Consider the following 16,043-nt stretch of genomic DNA (forward strand, 5'->3'; position numbering starts at 1 on the left):
CCGACCGTGCGGTCAGGGGGTGGGGCCGTGTGCCCGTCGCCGCGTCAGCGTCCGTCCGACGAGCTGGGTCAGCTCGGTCAGCCGGAGACGTTCGGCGGGGTGGAAGTCCTGGGCGTCGATGGTGGCGCGCAGCCGGGTGAGTACGGAGTGGACGGGCGGCAGGTGGGCGGGGGTGCCGGTCCAGGCGAGTTCGCGCAGCAGCATGGCGACGCGGCCCAGGACGGCGGGCTCGGCGGCGCCGTAGCGCATGGGCTGGGCCACGGCCAGGTCGAGCAGCTCTTCCAGGTTCGGGCGTCGCAGTACGACTCTGACCTGCTGGTCGTCGTCGAGCAGCAGGCGGGGGCCGAGGTGGCGTCGTGTCAGCTCGCACAGCAGTGCGGAGGAGTGGGACAGGGCGTGGACTGCGGTCGTGGGGTCGTTGACGCCCGGGGAGAGTGCTTTGGCGGCGATGTCGGTGAGCTGCCGCAGGCCGAACGCGACGTCCTGGTGGTCGGTGCGTTCGGAGCCGGTGGTCACGGCCTTGGCGGCCGCTTCGGTCAGACGCGCCCGGGTCCCGGGGGCGAACGGCTCATTGGTCCGTGGCCAGGCCGCGCCCATGGGTGTGCCGGTGACGAGGGAGCTGCCGGGGTCGCGGTCGATGAGCAGGACGGCGTCGGCCTTCACGGCGGCGTCGAGGAGGGCCTCCTCGTCCACGGAGGTCAGGAAGCCGGACGTGCCGGCGGTCAGGGTCACGGCGTTCGGGGGCGGTTCGAGCAAGCCGGAGCGGTGGATACCGGCCGTGGGGTCCCCGCGCGGCGGGTCCTCCTCGTGGGGCAGGAGCCGCTGAATGGTGCGGTCGGCGGCGGAGTGGACGCTGCTCATCATCGTCTCGACGCGGATCTCGCGTGCCAGGTGCGACAGGAAGAGCACGAGGCCGAGGACGCCGGCCAGCGTGAGCAGGAGGGCCACCGTGACCGACACCTGGGGAACGAAGCCGCCCCGGCCGTCCTCGCCGGTGCGTACGGTGCGCAGCACGGTCAGGGCGTAGGTGAAGGTGGCGAGGAAGAGCGCCAGAGTCGTCTGGACGTACCGGTCCGCGGTGAAGGTCCGCAGCAGACGCGGGGAGAACTGGCTGCTGGCCAGTTGCAGTGTCAGCACGGTGAGCGAGAAGGTCAGCGCCGTGACGGTGACCAGGGAGCCGGCGATCGCCTCCAGCACCGAGCGTGCGGCGTCCGCGTTGCCGCCGAACAGGTAGTCGCTCAGCCAGGGCGGGATGTCGTGCTGGAACCGTTCGTCCATCCGCGGCAGACCCACGCCCGCGACGACGGCGAGCACGACGCCCAGCGTCGGCAGGGGCCACAGCTGCGCCCGGAGCGTGTCACGCATCGGTGCGGGGTGTGCGCGGCGGCAGCCCGGCCGGGCGGACCGCCGGAGCGGGAAGGACGAACGACCGCATAAGTGACGACACGGTCTCACGTTACCCACCGTGCCGATCCCGGCGACCCCGGGAAGCGGCCGGTACGCCGAACGGCGAGGCCGTCACCGCCTCCGGCGGCAGCGGCAGCGGCAGCGGCAGCGGCAGCGGCAGCGGCACACCGTCGGGCCTCCGCGTCGGGCGCCGGCCCTCCCGGTCGGCACGGCCCGGGACCCGTGCTGCCCTCGTGGGAACCCCGTGGGCGACCGGCTGCGGTCGCCCGCTCGCCGCCCGCGCCGTAAACAGGTCCTGTGAGCCAGGAAACGAAGCACGCCCCCGGCGCCACCGTGCCGGGGCTCGTCCCGCGTCACCACCGCCGTCCTCCCCGTCCCGCCGGCCGACGCGACGGCTCACGGGGGACGCGACCTCGTCGGCGTCCGTGTCGCGGGACGGATTCCCCGGCCTCGGCGGAATGAGGGGGCATGGTGGCCCGGAACGTGACCTGGCCGGCCGTCCTGGTGTTGGCCTGCAGCGCCGTCGTGGTGGGAGCCCTGGGCGAAGTGTTCTCCGCGCTCCGCTTCCTGTCCGGCGTCGTCCTCCTCGTCGTCGTGACGAGGCTGCGGGTACCGTCACCCTTCGAGGCGGCCTTCTCGGTCGTCGTGACGGTCGCCTTCTGGTGCGACGTCGGTCGCTGGTACCACCGGGTCCCGGAATTGGACACGGTGGTGCACTTCCTGCTCGCCGGATCCGGTTCCGTGGTCGCCTTCTTCGCCCTGCTCAGGGGCGCGGGACCGGAGCTGGGGCAGGCCGCCGCGAACGCTCCGCGCTGGACGCTGACCCTCCTGACCGGCATGGCCGGGACCAGTGCCGCCACTGTGTGGGAACTCTACGAGTGGGTCGCGGAGCAGGTCTCGCCGCAAACCATGCGGGTCGGCTACGGCGACACCGTCGCCGACCTGGCCGTGGGCGTCGCGGGCTCCCTTCTGGCCGGTGCGCTGTTCGCCGGGGCTTCGCGCACCGCCCTGAAGCCCACGTCGTGAGGGGGCCGAGGGAAGGCGCTGCTGCCGGTGCGGCAGGGCGACGGGGACCGCGGGACGGGAAGACCACTCATGTGGGCCGGGGGGTGGCACACGGTCCGCCGCGAGCGGGCCGACCAGGACCCGGGCGGCCGGCTCCGGCGGCCACCTGGCGGCCACAGCCGCGCACGCGTGCGCGGCCTAACTGGTCGGGGATGGGCTTTCGTCGTAGACGGGAACCTGCGACTGGATGTTGAAGGTGGCTGTTCCGGCGTCTTCGAAGCGCATGGTGAATTGCATGAAGTCGCCTCCCCTGATCTGCCGGCGCACGTCGCGCAGCACCAGATGGGTCGTGCCGGACTCCAGTTCCACGAGCTTGTTCGCCGGCAGCTCCACCCCGCCGGTCAGCGGTTCGCCGTCCGAGCCGACGATGTCCACCGAGGCCGCCTGCGGCGTGTCGGCGCCCACCAGCCTGTCGTCCTCGCCGCCCTTGTTGTACAGCCACACGTACGCGGGGACGTCGTCTCCCGGTTGCCACGGTTCGCCCTGCGGCTCCGCCACGTGCGCGTAACGGATCATGATGTCGCCGACACGGCCGTTCTGGCCCGGCGCCTCCCAGTCCGGGAGGGAGAAGTCCTCGTCGCCGCCGCACCCACTCGCGGTCAACGCGACGGCGAGCGCGGTCGCCGCGAGGACGCACCGGCCACGCGTCGCGAAGAGAACTGACATGATCGCTCCTTCTCACCGACCCAGCGGTTCCACCTTGGGTACGCCGCGGGCTCCGGGCAAACGGTGCGAGCTGATCGGGGACGGACGGCCGCCTCCGGGAGGTCACGCCTCCCCCGCCCGCCGGTGCCGGTCGGCCGTGCCCCGCCCCGCGACCCGATCCGCACGACGGCCACTCGGACGGCGGGCCGGTCAGGAGGCCTCGGGCTTGTTGTGGTTCGCGGGCGGGGTGTTCCTCACCTGGGTGCGCAGGCGGGCCGTGACGTCCTCGGGGGGCAGGAAGCGCGACCAGCGTTCGGGGAACTCGGAGGGCATGTCGGGGTCCGCCTCGCCGTTCGCGGCGGCGCGGGCCACGTACTCGGCGACCTGGGCCTGCCGCAGCCGCTCGTTGGCCTCGCGGGCCGCGGCGGTGGCGGCGGCGGGCCACACCCGGTCGATGGCCGCGTTGACCGCGGCCCCGACCAGCACCGCGAAGGCGGACACGCCGATCCACAGGAGTACGGCGACGGGCGCGGCGAGCGAACCGTAGATCGTGGGGCCCTCGACGGTGCTGGTGAGGTAGATGCGCAGCAGGAAGCTGCCGAGCACCCACATGGCGAGGGCGACCAGGGCGCCGGGCACGTCCTCGATCCACGGGGAGCGCACGGGTACGGAGACGTGGTAGAGCGTGGTCAGGAACGCGACGGACAGGATGATGACGACCGGCCAGTACAGCACCTGGACGACCGTCGTCGACCACGGCACGATGCGCACCACGGCGTCCGGACCGGCCACCATCAGGGGCAGCGCGACCGAACCGATCAGCAGGGCGACGAGGAAGAGCAGGAACGCCATCAGGCGGGTCTTGACGATCCCCCGGACGCCGTCGAGGCCGTACATCACGGTGATGGTGTCGATGAAGACGTTCACCGCGCGGGAGCCCGACCACAGGGCGAACAGGAAGCCGAGGGAGATGACGTCGGGCCGGCCGCCCTTCATCACGTCGTCCAGGATCGGCTCGGTGATCTGCTTGACGCCCTGCTCGGAGAGCACCGCGCGGGAGGCGTCCAGGATGCTGGTGCGCAGGCTCTCGGTGGTGTCGGCGCCGATCCACAGGTCGACGTAGCCGAGCAGGCCGATGACGCTCAGCAGCAGGGGCGGCACCGACAGCAGGGTGAAGAACGCGGCCTCGGCGGCCAGGCCGAGGATGCGGTACTCCATGCACGAGTTGACGGTGTCCTTGAGGAGCAGCCAGGCGGTCCTCCGTTTGGAGACGTTCCGGTACAGGACCCGGGCGCGATGGAGCCGGCCGGAGGGCCGTTCGGGGGATTCACTTGCTGGCTGCACGCCCTAAAGGTATCCGCAGCGGGGGGCCGCACTCATCCGCGGACGCCCGTCGGCCGAAGCCGCCCGCCCGCCGGCCCGCGGCACGGTAGGTTCACGGTCATGGCAGGCAGCACCCACACCGTGACGAACCAGGCCCCGCCGCTGGTCGGCTACGACGTGTTCACCACCGACCGGGCCCTGACGGCCGCGGTCGAGCGGCATCTGGCGCCCGAACTGCTCGACGGGGCGCGCGAGGAGCTGTCGGGGCTGGGCCGCAGCTGCGGGTCCCTCCAGAGCCGGGAGTGGGGCGCGCAGGCGAACGAGAACCCGCCGGCCCTGCGCACCCACGACCGCTACGGCCACCGCGTCGACGAGGTCGACTTCCACCCGGCCTGGCACCGGTTGCTGGGCAAGGGCGTCGCCGCGGGCCTGACCGCCGCCTGGTCCCGGCCGGGCGGGCAGGTGACGCGCGCCGCCGGTTTCCTGATGTGGTCGCAGGTGGAGGCCGGCAACTGCTGCCCGCTGTCGATGACCCACGCGGCCGTGCCGGCCCTGCGCGCCGACCCGGAGCTGGCCGCGGAGTGGGAGCCGCGGCTGACCTCGCAGGTCTACGACCGGGAGCTGCGTCCCGCGCACCTGAAGGCGGGGGTCCTGTTCGGGATGGCCATGACCGAGAAGCAGGGCGGCAGCGACGTCCGGGCGGGCACCACCGCCGCCCGGCCGCTGGCCGAGGACGGCACGTACGAGCTGACCGGGCACAAGTGGTTCTGCTCGGCCCCGATGTCGGACGGGTTCCTGGTGCTGGCGCAGGCTCCCGGGGGGCTGACCTGCTTCCTGGTGCCGCGCGTGCTGGCGGACGGGTCCCGCAACGTGTTCCTGATCCAGCGGCTCAAGGACAAGCTGGGCAACCGGTCCAACGCCTCCGCCGAGATCGAGTTCGCCGGGACCTGGGCGCGCCGGGTCGGCGAGGAGGGGCGCGGGGTGCGCACCGTCATCGACATGGTGGCGGCGACCCGCCTGGACTGCGTGCTGGGGTCGGCGGGACTGATGCGGCAGGCCGTCGCGCAGGCGGTGCACCACTGCACGTACCGGGAGGCGTTCGGCGCGAAGCTGGTCGACCAGCCGCTCATGCGCAACGTGCTCGCGGACCTCGCGATCGAGTCGGAGGCGGCCACCACGCTCGCGCTGCGGCTGGCGGCGGCCCACGACGCCGCCGAGGCCGGTGACGAGCGGGAGCGGGCGCTGCTGCGGCTGGCCGTACCCGCGGCCAAGTACTGGGTGACCAAGCGGTGCGCGCCGGTGGCGGTGGAGGCCGCCGAGTGCCTGGGGGGCAACGGCTACGTCGAGGAGTCCGGGCTGCCCCGGCTGGTGCGCGAGTCGCCGCTCAACTCGATCTGGGAGGGCGCCGGCAACGTCCAGGCGCTGGACGTGCTCAGGGCGCTCGGGCGGGAGCCGCTCGCGCTGGACGCCTGCCTGACGGAGATCGGCCTGGCGCGCGGTGCCGACCACCGCCTGGACGCGGCGACCGGGCGGCTGCTGACGGAGCTGGCCGACCTGGGGGCCGCCGAGGGACGGGCGCGGCGGCTGGTGGAGCGGCTGGCGCTGGTGCTCCAGGGGTCGCTGCTGGTGCGGTACGCGCCGCCGGCGGTGGCCGACGCGTTCTGCGCCGCGCGGCTGGGCGGTGACGGGGGCGCGGCCTTCGGCACGCTGCCGCCCACCCTGGACCTGGCGTCGGTGGTGGAGCGGGCGCGCCCGGTGGAGTGATCCCGCCGGCGTGGCGCGGGGGTGGTGCTGCGCCGACACGGCACCACCCCCGCCCCACGGGCCCGTGCGGGCCGTGTGTACGCCGCTCGGGGCGACGTGGCTCCAGTGTGGACACCGGCCGGGGCCGGTCACCAGGGTTGCAGGGGGTTGCAACTCGTTTCCGGCCGTGTGCGGACGGTGTCCGGCGGTCGGGGGCGGGCAGTCGGTATCGGACCGGACATCGGGCTTTCGGGAGGACGGGGACCAGTGGCGCTCTCGCCGACGGACGTGACGCGGTTCGCCGTCGTCGACACGGCGCGTGCGGCGCGGATGCTCAGCGAGGTCCGCTCCGCGAGGCTCTCGGGCGGACGGGCTCCGGTGGCGCCGCGTCCGGTGATCGAGCAGTCCTGGGAGCGGATGCTGCGCAGCGGCGTCGACCCGGAGCGCGACTTCCGTTCCGGGCTGCTGCCCCTCGACGAGGTGCGCCGGCGGCGGGAGGCCTCGCCGCTGCGGCACGTGCTGCCGGTGCTGCGGGAGGGCCTGCTGTCCGTCGCGGACGTCGCGGACCACATCATGGTGGTCGCCGACGACGAGGGCCGTCTGCTGTGGCGGGAGGGCAGCGCGCGGGTCCTGCGCAAGGCCGACGGACTGGGCTTCGAGATCGGGGCGGACTGGCGGGAGGAGGTGGTGGGCACCAACGGCGTGGGGACGCCGGCGGTGACCCGGCGGCCCGTACAGGTCTTCGCCTCCGAACACTTCGTACGGTCCCAGGCGACCTGGACCTGCGCCGGTGCGCCCCTCACCGATCCGCGCAGCGGCCGGCTGCTCGGCGTGGTGGACGTGAGCGGGCCGCTGGAAACGATGCACCCGGCCACGCTCGCCTGGGTCGGCTCGGTGGCCAAGCTCGCCGAGGCCCGGCTGCGCGAGCTGCACGTGCGGTCGCTGGAGCGGCTGCGGGCGGTGGCCGCGCCGGTGCTGGCCCGGCTCGACGGGCGAGCCCTCGTCACGGACCGGGACGGCTGGACGGCGGCGGTGACGGGGATGCCGTACCTGGAGCGGGTGGTGCTGCCCAAACCGCCGACGGCGGGGACGAGGTGGCTGCCGGTACTCGGGGCGTGCACCGTGGAGCCGCTGGGCGAGGGCTGGCTGGTCCGGGCGGCCGAGGAGCCGGTGCCGCGCGGTGCCGTCCGGATCGTGCTGGACCTCGGGCAGCCGCGCCGCTGGTCGGTGCGGGTGCTGGGGGGCGCTGAGGACTGGGTGCGGGAACTGAGTCCCCGGCACGCGGAGTTGCTCTACCTGCTGGCCGTCCACCGGGCCGGCCGCAGTGCCGCGGGACTGGCCGAGGACGTGTTCGGCGACCGGGCGCGCACGGTGACGGTACGGGCCGAGATGTCCCGGGTGCGGAGGTACCTCGGGGCCTACCTGGAACACCGGCCGTATCGTTTCTGCACGCACGCGGGGGTCGAGGTCGTCCTCCCGGACGACCCCCGGGACCTGCTCCCCCACTCGGCGGCCCCGGCGGTGGCGGCGCACCGGTCCACGCTTCCGGCGCCCTGAAGACCGACGCCCTCCCGAGGGCGCGGGGAACGGGGGACAGCGCGCACGACGGCATCACAGCAGCACGGCCGCGCCGCGCCGCCCGGGCGCCCTCACGCCCGCCCGCGCGAGCGCCTTCCGCTGCCGTACCGGCTACCGGCTACCGGCTACCGGCTACCGGCTACCGGCACCCTCCCCCGGCCGGCGCGGACACCCTCGGCGCCGGGTGGCCACCGGTTCCACCGGGCGTCCCGGACGGCCCCGCAGACGCCACGGTTCCGCACAGTTGCCTCGTCCGCGTCCGCGAACCCGTCCGTCTGCCGTAGCATCCCCTACGGACCGCACCATCCGCTCCTCGGTCAACGCGACCCCCGTCGAGCCCGGTTGTTCCGGCGCCTGTGGAGGTTTGATGAAGCACCGCGGCAGACACCGCCGACGCAGGCGGAGCCGGGCGCTGCGCGCGGCCCTGGCCGGCGCGGCCCTGGCGCTGACGGGCGCCGCCACGATGATCAGCGCCTCGCAGGCCACGGTCGCCGACGACCCCGGCGCCCTGCGGCCCCTCACCTCCGCCGCCGGGACCGACGCGCTGCGCCTGACGGAACACCGCGTGCCGGGCCCCTGGCTCGACCGCCTCTCCACCGCGATGGGCGAACCGGTGGACGTCTCCGCCGTCCTCGGTTCCGCCGACCACACGCTGCGCGACGCCGCCGACTGTACGAGCGGGGAGCAGGACGCGCTGCCCCTCTCCCCCGCGGCCACCCGCGCCTACTGCTGGGACGAGGGCGACACCGAGGGCTGGCGGCCCGGCGCGGTCACCACCTCCGGGGACGCCGAGGACGACGGCCGCTGGGGCGCCCACCGCGTCGTGCTCTCCGCGTGGACCCGCGACGACGGCACGCCCGGGGGCGGCCTCGCCCGGGTCTCCTTCGTCGACGCGGACGCCCCCGACCGCCCCGGCTACACCTCGGCCCTGCTCGCCGTCCCGGTCGACGGCGGCCACGACTACCGGGGGCTCGCCTCCCCCGTCTCCGGCATGGTCTGGTACCAGGACAAACTGCTGGTCACCACCGGCTCCGGGGGCCGCGAGGCGCTCTACGCGTACGACATGGACCGGATCCAGCGCGCCACCACCGAGGCGGACGCGGTCGGCCGGGTGCCCGGGGGCTGGGCCGCGGGCGGCCACCGGTACGTGCTGCCCGCCGTCGCCTCGTACCGGCTCTCCGGCACCTCCGGTGCCGCGCGCCCCGCCGCGATCTCCCTGGACCGCGGCACCGTCCCCGACAGCCTGGTGGCGAGCGAGCGGGTGCCCGCCGGCGGCGACCGCCCCACCCGGCTGTGGCGCTACGCGCTCAGCGCCGATCCCGCCCGCGCCGGACTGCCGGCCGTCGACTCCGCGGGACACGTCGACGCGGTGGAGGCGTACGAGACCGGCGCGGCCGAGGTGGGAGGCGTCCTGTCGCACCGCCCGGCCGGCGCGGCACGCCCCGACTGGTATCTGGGGCGCGCGGCCGGCGGCCAGGACGGGCGCGGGACCCTGTGGCGTCAGGACACGGAGGGGGCCCGGGCCACGGAGTGCGGGGCGGACCGCTCGCAGCGGTGCTGGAGCGGGCAGGCCGGCTCCCTGTCGTACTGGGCCGGGACCGGCGAGGTGTGGTCGCAGTCGGGCCGCATGCTGTTCGCACTGCCGCTGACCTCGATCGAGGACGCGCTCGACTGACGCCCCCGGACCCCCGGGACCCCTGATCCCGGGCCCCGGACCCCGGGAACGGCGGGGCCGGGATCGACAGATCCGCGGAGCGGATGGTTGTCTGGCCGGCATGACCCACATCGCCGTGACCACCTGGTCCCTGGAGCAGACGGCGCCGACCGACCTGCTGCCGGCCGCCGCACCGGAGGGGGACGTCCGGATCGTCCGCTCCGAGGTGCCCTCCCCCGAGTTCAGCCGCTTCCTGTACACCTCGGTGGGCGGGGACGTCCGCTGGACGGACCGGCTGGGCTGGAGTCACGCGCGGTGGCGGGAGCACCTGGAGCGGCCCGGCGTGGAGACCTGGGTCGCCCACGACCGCGGCACGCCCGCCGGATACGTGGAGCTGACGCCCGGCGACGACGGGTCCGTGGAGATCGAGTACTTCGGCCTGATCCCCGCCTTCCGGGGCCGGCGCATCGGGGGCCACCTGCTCTCGTACGGCACCGCCCGCGCCTGGGACCTGGCGGACCGCTGGCCGGGGCTGGCCGCGACCAAGCGGGTGTGGCTGCACACGTGCAGCAAGGACGGCGCGTTCGCGAGGGACAACTACCGGCGCCGCGGCTTCCGCCTCTTCGACACCAAGGTCGAGGAGGAGCCGGACATCGCCACCCCGGGCCCCTGGCCGGGAGCGTTCCCCGCCTGACCGGGCGCCGCCCGCCCTGTGACCCACGCCACCCTTGTCTCGCGGTACGAGACAAGGGTGTCTGCATCGTGGACAAAGCTGGACGGTGTCCAGATCGTCGTGCCAGGCTTCCGTCATGCCTGGAACTGGAATTGCCTTGGTGAGTCGGCGGCACGTCGACCTCGGCCGCATGTCCAGCGCCATCTGTCCGGTCCGCTGAGAGCACCCTCCAGCACCACCGGATCTCCCGCATTCACCTCATTCCGCGCAATGACGCGCATGCCTGCCCGTGCGCGCACACGCGCAGGTCAGAGTCGCTTTCCGCCTGTCCCGAAGGACGTGTCAACCATGGCCGCCACGCCGCCGAATCCCGCTGCCGCGACCCCCCGCCGCAAGGTGAGCCGTCACCGCGGCGAGGGTCAGTGGGCGGCCGGTCACTTCACCCCGCTCAACGGCAACGAGCAGGTCAAGAAGGACGACGACGGTCTCAACGTACGGACACGCATTGAGACGATCTACTCCAAGCGCGGTTTCGACTCGATCGACCCCAGCGACCTGCGCGGACGCATGCGCTGGTGGGGGCTCTACACCCAGCGCAAGCAGGGCATCGACGGGGGCAAGACGGCCGTTCTGGAGCCGGAGGAGCTGGACGACAGCTACTTCATGCTGCGCGTCCGCGTCGACGGCGGCGCGCTGACCACCGCGCAGCTGCGCGTCATCGGTGAGATCTCGCAGGAGTTCGCGCGCGGCACGGCCGACCTCACCGACCGGCAGAACGTCCAGTACCACTGGATCCGGATCGAGGACGTGCCCGAGATCTGGGACCGCCTGGAGGGCGTCGGCCTGTCCACGGTCACCGCCTGCGGCGACACGCCCCGCGTGATGATCGGCTCCCCGGTCGCGGGCATCGCCGAGGACGAGATCATCGACGGCACGCCGGCGCTGGAGGAGATGAAGCGCCGGGTCCTGAACAACCCGGCGTACTCGAACCTGCCGCGGAAGTTCAAGACCGCCATCTCCGGTTCGCCGGTGCTGGACGTGGTGCACGAGATCAACGACGTGGCCTTCGTCGGCGTCGAGCACCCCGAGCACGGGCCGGGCTTCGACCTGTGGGTCGGCGGCGGCCTGTCCACCAACCCCAAGCTGGGCGTGCGCCTCGGTGCCTGGGTGCCGATCGAGGACGTACCCGACATCTACGAGGGCGTCATCTCCATCTTCCGCGACTACGGCTACCGGCGGCTGCGCAACCGCGCCCGCCTGAAGTTCCTGGTCGCCGACTGGGGCGCGGAGAAGTTCCGCCAGGTACTGGAGGACGAGTACCTGAAGCGGAAGCTGACCGACGGCCCGGCACCCGCCGACCCGACCAGCCGCTGGCGCGACCACATCGGCGTGCACCGGCAGAAGGACGGCCGCTTCTACGTCGGCTTCGCCCCGCGCGTCGGCCGGGTCGACGGCACGATCCTGACCAAGGTCGCCGACCTCGCGGAAGCGCACGGCTCGGGCCGGGTGCGCACCACCGTCGAGCAGAAGATGATCATCCTCGACGTCGAGCAGGGCCGGGTCGAGTCCCTGGTCGAGTCCCTGGAGGCGCTGGACCTCACCGCCCGGCCCTCCACCTTCCGGCGCGGCACCATGGCCTGCACCGGCATCGAGTTCTGCAAGCTGGCCATCGTCGAGACCAAGGCGCGGGGCGCCTCGCTCATCGACGAGCTGGAGCGCCGGCTCCCCGAGTTCGACGAGCCCCTCACCATCAACCTCAACGGCTGCCCGAACGCCTGTGCCCGCATCCAGACCGCGGACATCGGTCTCAAGGGCCAGCTGGTCCTGAACGACCGGGGCGAGCAGGTCGAGGGCTACCAGGTGCACCTGGGCGGCGCACTGGGCCTGGAGCCCGGCTTCGGCCGCAAGGTGCGCGGCCTCAAGGTCACGGCCGAGGAGCTGCCGGACTACGTGGAGCGCGTCCTCAAGCGCTACCGGGCCGAGCGCGAGGACGGCGAGCGGTTCGCCACCTGGGCGGCCCGCGCCTCCGAGGAGGCCCTGTCATGAGCGAGCGTGCCGCGCCGTTCCACTGCCCCTACTGCGGCGACGAGGACCTGCGCCCCCACGGGGAAGGTCACGGCGCCTGGGAATGCGGGGCGTGCAACCGCGCATTCCAGTTGAAGTTCCTCGGGCTCCTCGCCCGGGGCCTTCAGCCCGACTCCACGGGAGGGGAACCGATATGACGGCGGTTCAGGAAGAGCGCACGACCGAGGAACTCAAGGCACTCGCCGAGCGGGCGGGCCGCGACCTGGAGGACGCCTCCGCGCTGGAGATCCTCCGGTGGGCGGCCGACACCTTCGGCGGCCGCTTCTGCGTCACCTCCTCCATGGAGGACGCGGTCGTCGCCCACCTCGCCTCCCGGGCGCTGCCCGGCGTGGACGTGGTGTTCCTCGACACCGGCTACCACTTCGAGGAGACCATCGGCACCCGGGACGCGGTGGAGGCCGTGATGGACGTGAACGTCATCACACTCACCCCGCGGCAGTCGGTCGCCGAGCAGGACGCCGAGTACGGGCCGAGGCTGCACGAGCGCGATCCCGACCTGTGCTGCGCGCTGCGCAAGGTGAAGCCGCTGGAGGAGGGCCTGAAGGGCTACCAGGCCTGGGCGACCGGCCTGCGCCGCGACGAGTCCGCGACCCGGGTGGACACGCCGGTCGTCGGCTGGGACGAGAAGCGGCGGAAGGTGAAGGTCTCCCCCATCGCGAGGTGGTCACAGGAAGATGTGCAAACGTACGTCGCCGAGCACGGAGTCCTCACCAACCCGCTGCTGATGGACGGCTATGCCTCCGTGGGCTGCGCGCCCTGCACCCGTCGTGTGCTGGAGGGCGAGGACACCCGCGCCGGACGCTGGACGGGCCGCTCCAAGACCGAGTGCGGACTGCACGGCTGACATGACGACGACCACCGGACCATCGAGACCCAGGGAGAACCACGTGACGACCGGAGCCACCGTCTGGCTCACGGGGCTGCCCAGCGCCGGCAAGACCACCATCGCCCACGAGCTGGCCGGGCGCCTGCGCGAGGAGGGCCGCCGCGTCGAACTCCTCGACGGCGACGAGATCCGCGAGTTCCTCTCGCGGGGCCTCGGCTTCAGCCGCGCGGACCGGCACACCAACGTGCAGCGCATCGGCTTCGTCGCCGAACTGCTCGCCCGCAACGGCGTCACCGCGCTGGTGCCGGTCATCGCCCCGTACGCGGACAGCCGGGACGCGGTGCGCGAACGCCACGAGGCGAACGGCACGGCGTACGTGGAGGTGCACGTGGCGACGCCGGTCGAGGTGTGCTCGGTGCGCGACGTGAAGGGCCTGTACGCCAAGCAGGCCGCGGGCGAGCTGACAGGGCTCACCGGGGTCGACGACCCGTACGAGGAGCCCGTCAAGCCCGACCTGCGCATCGAGTCGCAGGACCAGACCGTCCAGGAGTCCGCCGCGGCGGTCCACGCCCTGCTCACCGAAAGGGGACTGGCATGACGACGACCGCCGCAGCGGTGGAGGAGGGTACGGCGAACCCGTACACCCTCTCCCACCTCGACGCCCTCGAATCCGAGGCGGTGCACATCTTCCGCGAGGTGGCGGGCGAGTTCGAGCGGCCGGTGATCCTCTTCTCCGGCGGCAAGGACTCCATCGTCATGCTGCACCTGGCGCTGAAGGCGTTCACCCCGGCGGCCGTGCCGTTCTCGCTGCTGCACGTGGACACCGGCCACAACTTCCCCGAGGTCCTGGAGTACCGCGACCGCACGGTGGAGCGGCACGGGCTGCGCCTGCACGTCGCCTCCGTGCAGGACTACATCGACCGGGGTGTGCTGAAGGAGCGTCCGGACGGCACCCGCAACCCGCTGCAGACGCTGCCGCTGACCGAGAAGATCCAGGCGGAGCGGTTCGACGCGGTCTTCGGCGGCGGGCGCCGCGACGAGGAGAAGGCCCGCGCCAAGGAGCGGGTGTTCTCGCTGCGCGACGAGTTCTCCCAGTGGGACCCGCGCCGCCAGCGGCCGGAGCTGTGGAACCTGTACAACGGCCGGCACGCCCCCGGCGAGCACGTCCGCGTCTTCCCGCTCTCCAACTGGACCGAGCTGGACGTGTGGCAGTACATCGCCCGCGAGGGCATCGAGCTGCCGCAGATCTACTACGCCCACGAGCGCGAGGTCTTCGCGCGCGGCGGCATGTGGCTGACCGCCGGCGAGTGGGGCGGCCCGAAGGACGGCGAGTCGGTGGAGAAGCGGCGGGTCCGCTACCGCACCGTCGGCGACATGTCCTGCACCGGCGCCGTCGACTCCGACGCCGACGGCATCGAGAAGGTGATCGCCGAGATCGCCGCCTCCCGGCTCACCGAGCGCGGCGCCACACGCGCCGACGACAAGATGTCCGAGGCCGCGATGGAAGACCGCAAGCGCGAGGGGTACTTCTAGCCATGACCAGCACCACCGAACCCACCGAGCCGCTGTCGGTCGAGCAGCTGTCGGAGTCCACCCTGCTGCGGTTCGCCACCGCCGGGTCCGTCGACGACGGCAAGTCCACTCTGGTGGGCCGGCTGCTGCACGACTCCAAGTCGATCCTCACCGACCAGCTGGAGGCCGTCGAGCGCGCCTCCGCGAGCCGGGGCCAGGAGGCCCCGGACCTCGCGCTGCTCACCGACGGCCTCAGGGCCGAGCGCGAGCAGGGCATCACCATCGACGTGGCGTACCGTTACTTCGCCACACCGCGCCGCCGGTTCATCCTGGCCGACACCCCGGGGCACGTGCAGTACACCCGGAACATGGTCACCGGCGCGTCCACGGCCGAGCTGACGGTGATCCTGGTCGACGCCCGCAACGGCGTGGTCGAGCAGACCCGCCGGCACGCCGCGATCGCCGCCCTGCTGCGGGTCCCGCACGTCGTCCTCGCCGTCAACAAGATGGACCTGGTCGACTACCGGGAGCCGGTGTTCGCCGCCATCGCCGAGGAGTTCACGGCGTACGCGCTGGAACTGGGCGTCCCGGAGGTCACCGCGATCCCGATCTCCGCGCTCGCGGGCGACAACGTGGTGGAGCCGTCGGCGGTCATGGACTGGTACGGCGGCCCGACCGTGCTGGAGCACCTGGAGACCGTGCCGGTCAGCCACGACCTGGCGCACTGCCACGCCCGGCTGCCCGTGCAGTACGTGATCCGGCCGCAGACCACCGAGCACCCCGACTACCGCGGCTACGCGGGCCAGATCGCCGCCGGCACCTTCCGCATCGGCGACCAGGTGACCGTGCTGCCGTCGGGCCGCACCTCGAAGGTGTCCGGCATCGACCTGCTGGGCGAGCCGGTCGATGCCGCCTGGACGCCGCAGTCGGTGACGCTGCTGCTGGAGGACGACATCGACGTCTCGCGCGGCGACCTGATCGTGCCCAGCAAGGACGCCCCGGCCACCACCCAGGACGTCGAGGCCACGGTCTGCCACGTCGCCGACGCGCCGCTCACCGTGGGCCACCGCGTGCTCATCAAGCACGGCACCCGCACGGTCAAGGCGATCGTGAAGGACATCCCGGCCCGGCTCACGCTGGACGACCTGTCCCTGCACCCGCACCCCGGGCAGCTCGTCGCGAACGACATCGGCCGGGTGAAGATCCGTACCGCTGAGCCGCTGCCCGCCGACTCCTACGCCGACTCCCGCCGCACCGGATCGTTCATCCTGATCGACCCGAGCGACGGCACCACGCTCACCGCCGGCATGGCCGGCGAGTCCTTCGCCGCGCCGGAACCAGTCAAGAACGAGGCGGACGACGACGGGTGGGACTTCTGAGCATGGGCTCCCCCGACTTCTACTCCACGTTCGCGAAGGAGGGCGGCCGTGTCGGCAGCGGTGCCCTCGGCAGCGGGCAGGGCGGCGTCGGGCGATGCGGACGGTGACGCACGCGCACCGCTCGCGCGCCCGCACCCCCACCGCCGTAGACGC

Annotated in this window: 15 protein-coding genes; 12 read left to right on the forward strand and 3 right to left on the reverse strand. The window is 73.2% G+C overall.

Annotated features, from left to right (window positions below; all coding sequences use genetic code 11):
* Positions 1-12 precede the first annotated feature (12 nt).
* Complete coding sequence (locus ACVV2G_RS09945; RefSeq protein WP_453842255.1) at positions 13-1,365, reverse strand: DUF2254 domain-containing protein; 1,353 nt, start codon at positions 1,363-1,365, stop codon at positions 13-15.
* Between the two features lie 510 nt (positions 1,366-1,875).
* Between ACVV2G_RS09945 and ACVV2G_RS09950 the strand changes: the two genes are divergently transcribed.
* A complete protein-coding gene (locus ACVV2G_RS09950) occupies positions 1,876-2,433 on the forward strand; it encodes a DUF2238 domain-containing protein (protein ID WP_453842256.1) in 558 nt (185 codons plus the stop codon).
* Positions 2,434-2,610: 177 nt separating this feature from the next.
* Here the strand turns inward: ACVV2G_RS09950 and ACVV2G_RS09955 are convergent, their stop codons facing one another.
* Both ACVV2G_RS09955 and ACVV2G_RS09960 read right to left on the reverse strand, forming a co-directional pair.
* A complete protein-coding gene (locus tag ACVV2G_RS09955; RefSeq protein WP_453842257.1) occupies positions 2,611-3,138 on the reverse strand; it encodes a copper chaperone PCu(A)C in 528 nt (175 codons plus the stop codon).
* Positions 3,139-3,327: 189 nt separating this feature from the next.
* Complete coding sequence (locus ACVV2G_RS09960) at positions 3,328-4,461, reverse strand: YihY/virulence factor BrkB family protein (RefSeq protein ID WP_453842258.1); 1,134 nt, start codon at positions 4,459-4,461, stop codon at positions 3,328-3,330.
* Between the two features lie 99 nt (positions 4,462-4,560).
* Between ACVV2G_RS09960 and ACVV2G_RS09965 the strand changes: the two genes are divergently transcribed.
* From ACVV2G_RS09965 to ACVV2G_RS10015, 11 genes are all read left to right on the forward strand, one after another.
* Positions 4,561-6,204, forward strand: a complete 1,644-nt coding sequence (locus ACVV2G_RS09965) for an acyl-CoA dehydrogenase family protein (protein ID WP_453842259.1) — start codon at positions 4,561-4,563, stop codon at positions 6,202-6,204.
* Between the two features lie 246 nt (positions 6,205-6,450).
* Positions 6,451-7,740, forward strand: a complete 1,290-nt coding sequence (locus ACVV2G_RS09970) for a GAF domain-containing protein (protein WP_453842260.1) — start codon at positions 6,451-6,453, stop codon at positions 7,738-7,740.
* Between the two features lie 388 nt (positions 7,741-8,128).
* Positions 8,129-9,436: a hypothetical protein gene (locus tag ACVV2G_RS09975; RefSeq protein ID WP_453842261.1), complete on the forward strand. Its 1,308-nt coding sequence runs from the start codon at positions 8,129-8,131 to the stop codon at positions 9,434-9,436.
* A 100-nt stretch (positions 9,437-9,536) separates the two neighbouring features.
* Positions 9,537-10,109, forward strand: a complete 573-nt coding sequence (locus ACVV2G_RS09980) for a GNAT family N-acetyltransferase (RefSeq protein ID WP_453842262.1) — start codon at positions 9,537-9,539, stop codon at positions 10,107-10,109.
* Between the two features lie 115 nt (positions 10,110-10,224).
* Positions 10,225-10,308 (forward strand): putative leader peptide, encoded by an 84-nt coding sequence (locus tag ACVV2G_RS09985; RefSeq protein ID WP_351391960.1) that lies wholly within the window; start codon positions 10,225-10,227, stop codon positions 10,306-10,308.
* 128 nt (positions 10,309-10,436) lie between these two features.
* A complete protein-coding gene (sirA, locus tag ACVV2G_RS09990) occupies positions 10,437-12,134 on the forward strand; it encodes a sulfite reductase SirA (protein ID WP_453842263.1) in 1,698 nt (565 codons plus the stop codon).
* Positions 12,131-12,310: a hypothetical protein gene (locus ACVV2G_RS09995; RefSeq protein WP_453842264.1), complete on the forward strand. Its 180-nt coding sequence runs from the start codon at positions 12,131-12,133 to the stop codon at positions 12,308-12,310. The genes sirA and ACVV2G_RS09995 overlap by 4 nt, the downstream gene beginning before the upstream one ends.
* Positions 12,307-13,017 (forward strand): phosphoadenylyl-sulfate reductase, encoded by a 711-nt coding sequence (locus tag ACVV2G_RS10000; RefSeq protein WP_453842265.1) that lies wholly within the window; start codon positions 12,307-12,309, stop codon positions 13,015-13,017. Before ACVV2G_RS09995 ends, ACVV2G_RS10000 begins: the two co-directional genes overlap by 4 nt.
* A 1-nt stretch (position 13,018) precedes the next feature.
* Complete coding sequence (gene cysC, locus ACVV2G_RS10005) at positions 13,019-13,597, forward strand: adenylyl-sulfate kinase (RefSeq protein WP_453842266.1); 579 nt, start codon at positions 13,019-13,021, stop codon at positions 13,595-13,597.
* Positions 13,594-14,532: a sulfate adenylyltransferase subunit CysD gene (gene cysD, locus ACVV2G_RS10010; protein WP_453842267.1), complete on the forward strand. Its 939-nt coding sequence runs from the start codon at positions 13,594-13,596 to the stop codon at positions 14,530-14,532. Before cysC ends, cysD begins: the two co-directional genes overlap by 4 nt.
* Positions 14,533-14,534: 2 nt before the next feature.
* Positions 14,535-15,890, forward strand: a complete 1,356-nt coding sequence (locus ACVV2G_RS10015; protein ID WP_453842268.1) for a sulfate adenylyltransferase subunit 1 — start codon at positions 14,535-14,537, stop codon at positions 15,888-15,890.
* Positions 15,891-16,043 lie beyond the last annotated feature (153 nt).

The organism is Streptomyces sp. JK94 (genome assembly GCF_053613315.1).

Bases quoted from the DNA above. Each gene is read 5' to 3' on its own strand.
- ACVV2G_RS09975 (WP_453842261.1), top strand. From the start codon at position 8,129: ATGAAGCACCGCGGCAGACACCGCCGACGCAGGCGGAGCCGGGCGCTG.
- ACVV2G_RS09980 (WP_453842262.1), top strand. From the start codon at position 9,537: ATGACCCACATCGCCGTGACCACCTGGTCCCTGGAGCAGACGGCGCCG.
- ACVV2G_RS10000 (WP_453842265.1), top strand. From the start codon at position 12,307: ATGACGGCGGTTCAGGAAGAGCGCACGACCGAGGAACTCAAGGCACTC.
- ACVV2G_RS10015 (WP_453842268.1), top strand. From the start codon at position 14,535: ATGACCAGCACCACCGAACCCACCGAGCCGCTGTCGGTCGAGCAGCTG.
- ACVV2G_RS09995 (WP_453842264.1), top strand. From the start codon at position 12,131: ATGAGCGAGCGTGCCGCGCCGTTCCACTGCCCCTACTGCGGCGACGAG.
- ACVV2G_RS09945 (WP_453842255.1), bottom strand. From the start codon at position 1,365: ATGCGTGACACGCTCCGGGCGCAGCTGTGGCCCCTGCCGACGCTGGGC.
- cysC (WP_453842266.1), top strand. From the start codon at position 13,019: ATGACGACGACCACCGGACCATCGAGACCCAGGGAGAACCACGTGACG.
- cysD (WP_453842267.1), top strand. From the start codon at position 13,594: ATGACGACGACCGCCGCAGCGGTGGAGGAGGGTACGGCGAACCCGTAC.
- ACVV2G_RS09985 (WP_351391960.1), top strand. From the start codon at position 10,225: ATGCCTGGAACTGGAATTGCCTTGGTGAGTCGGCGGCACGTCGACCTC.
- ACVV2G_RS09955 (WP_453842257.1), bottom strand. From the start codon at position 3,138: ATGTCAGTTCTCTTCGCGACGCGTGGCCGGTGCGTCCTCGCGGCGACC.
- ACVV2G_RS09950 (WP_453842256.1), top strand. From the start codon at position 1,876: ATGGTGGCCCGGAACGTGACCTGGCCGGCCGTCCTGGTGTTGGCCTGC.
- ACVV2G_RS09965 (WP_453842259.1), top strand. From the start codon at position 4,561: ATGGCAGGCAGCACCCACACCGTGACGAACCAGGCCCCGCCGCTGGTC.
- sirA (WP_453842263.1), top strand. From the start codon at position 10,437: ATGGCCGCCACGCCGCCGAATCCCGCTGCCGCGACCCCCCGCCGCAAG.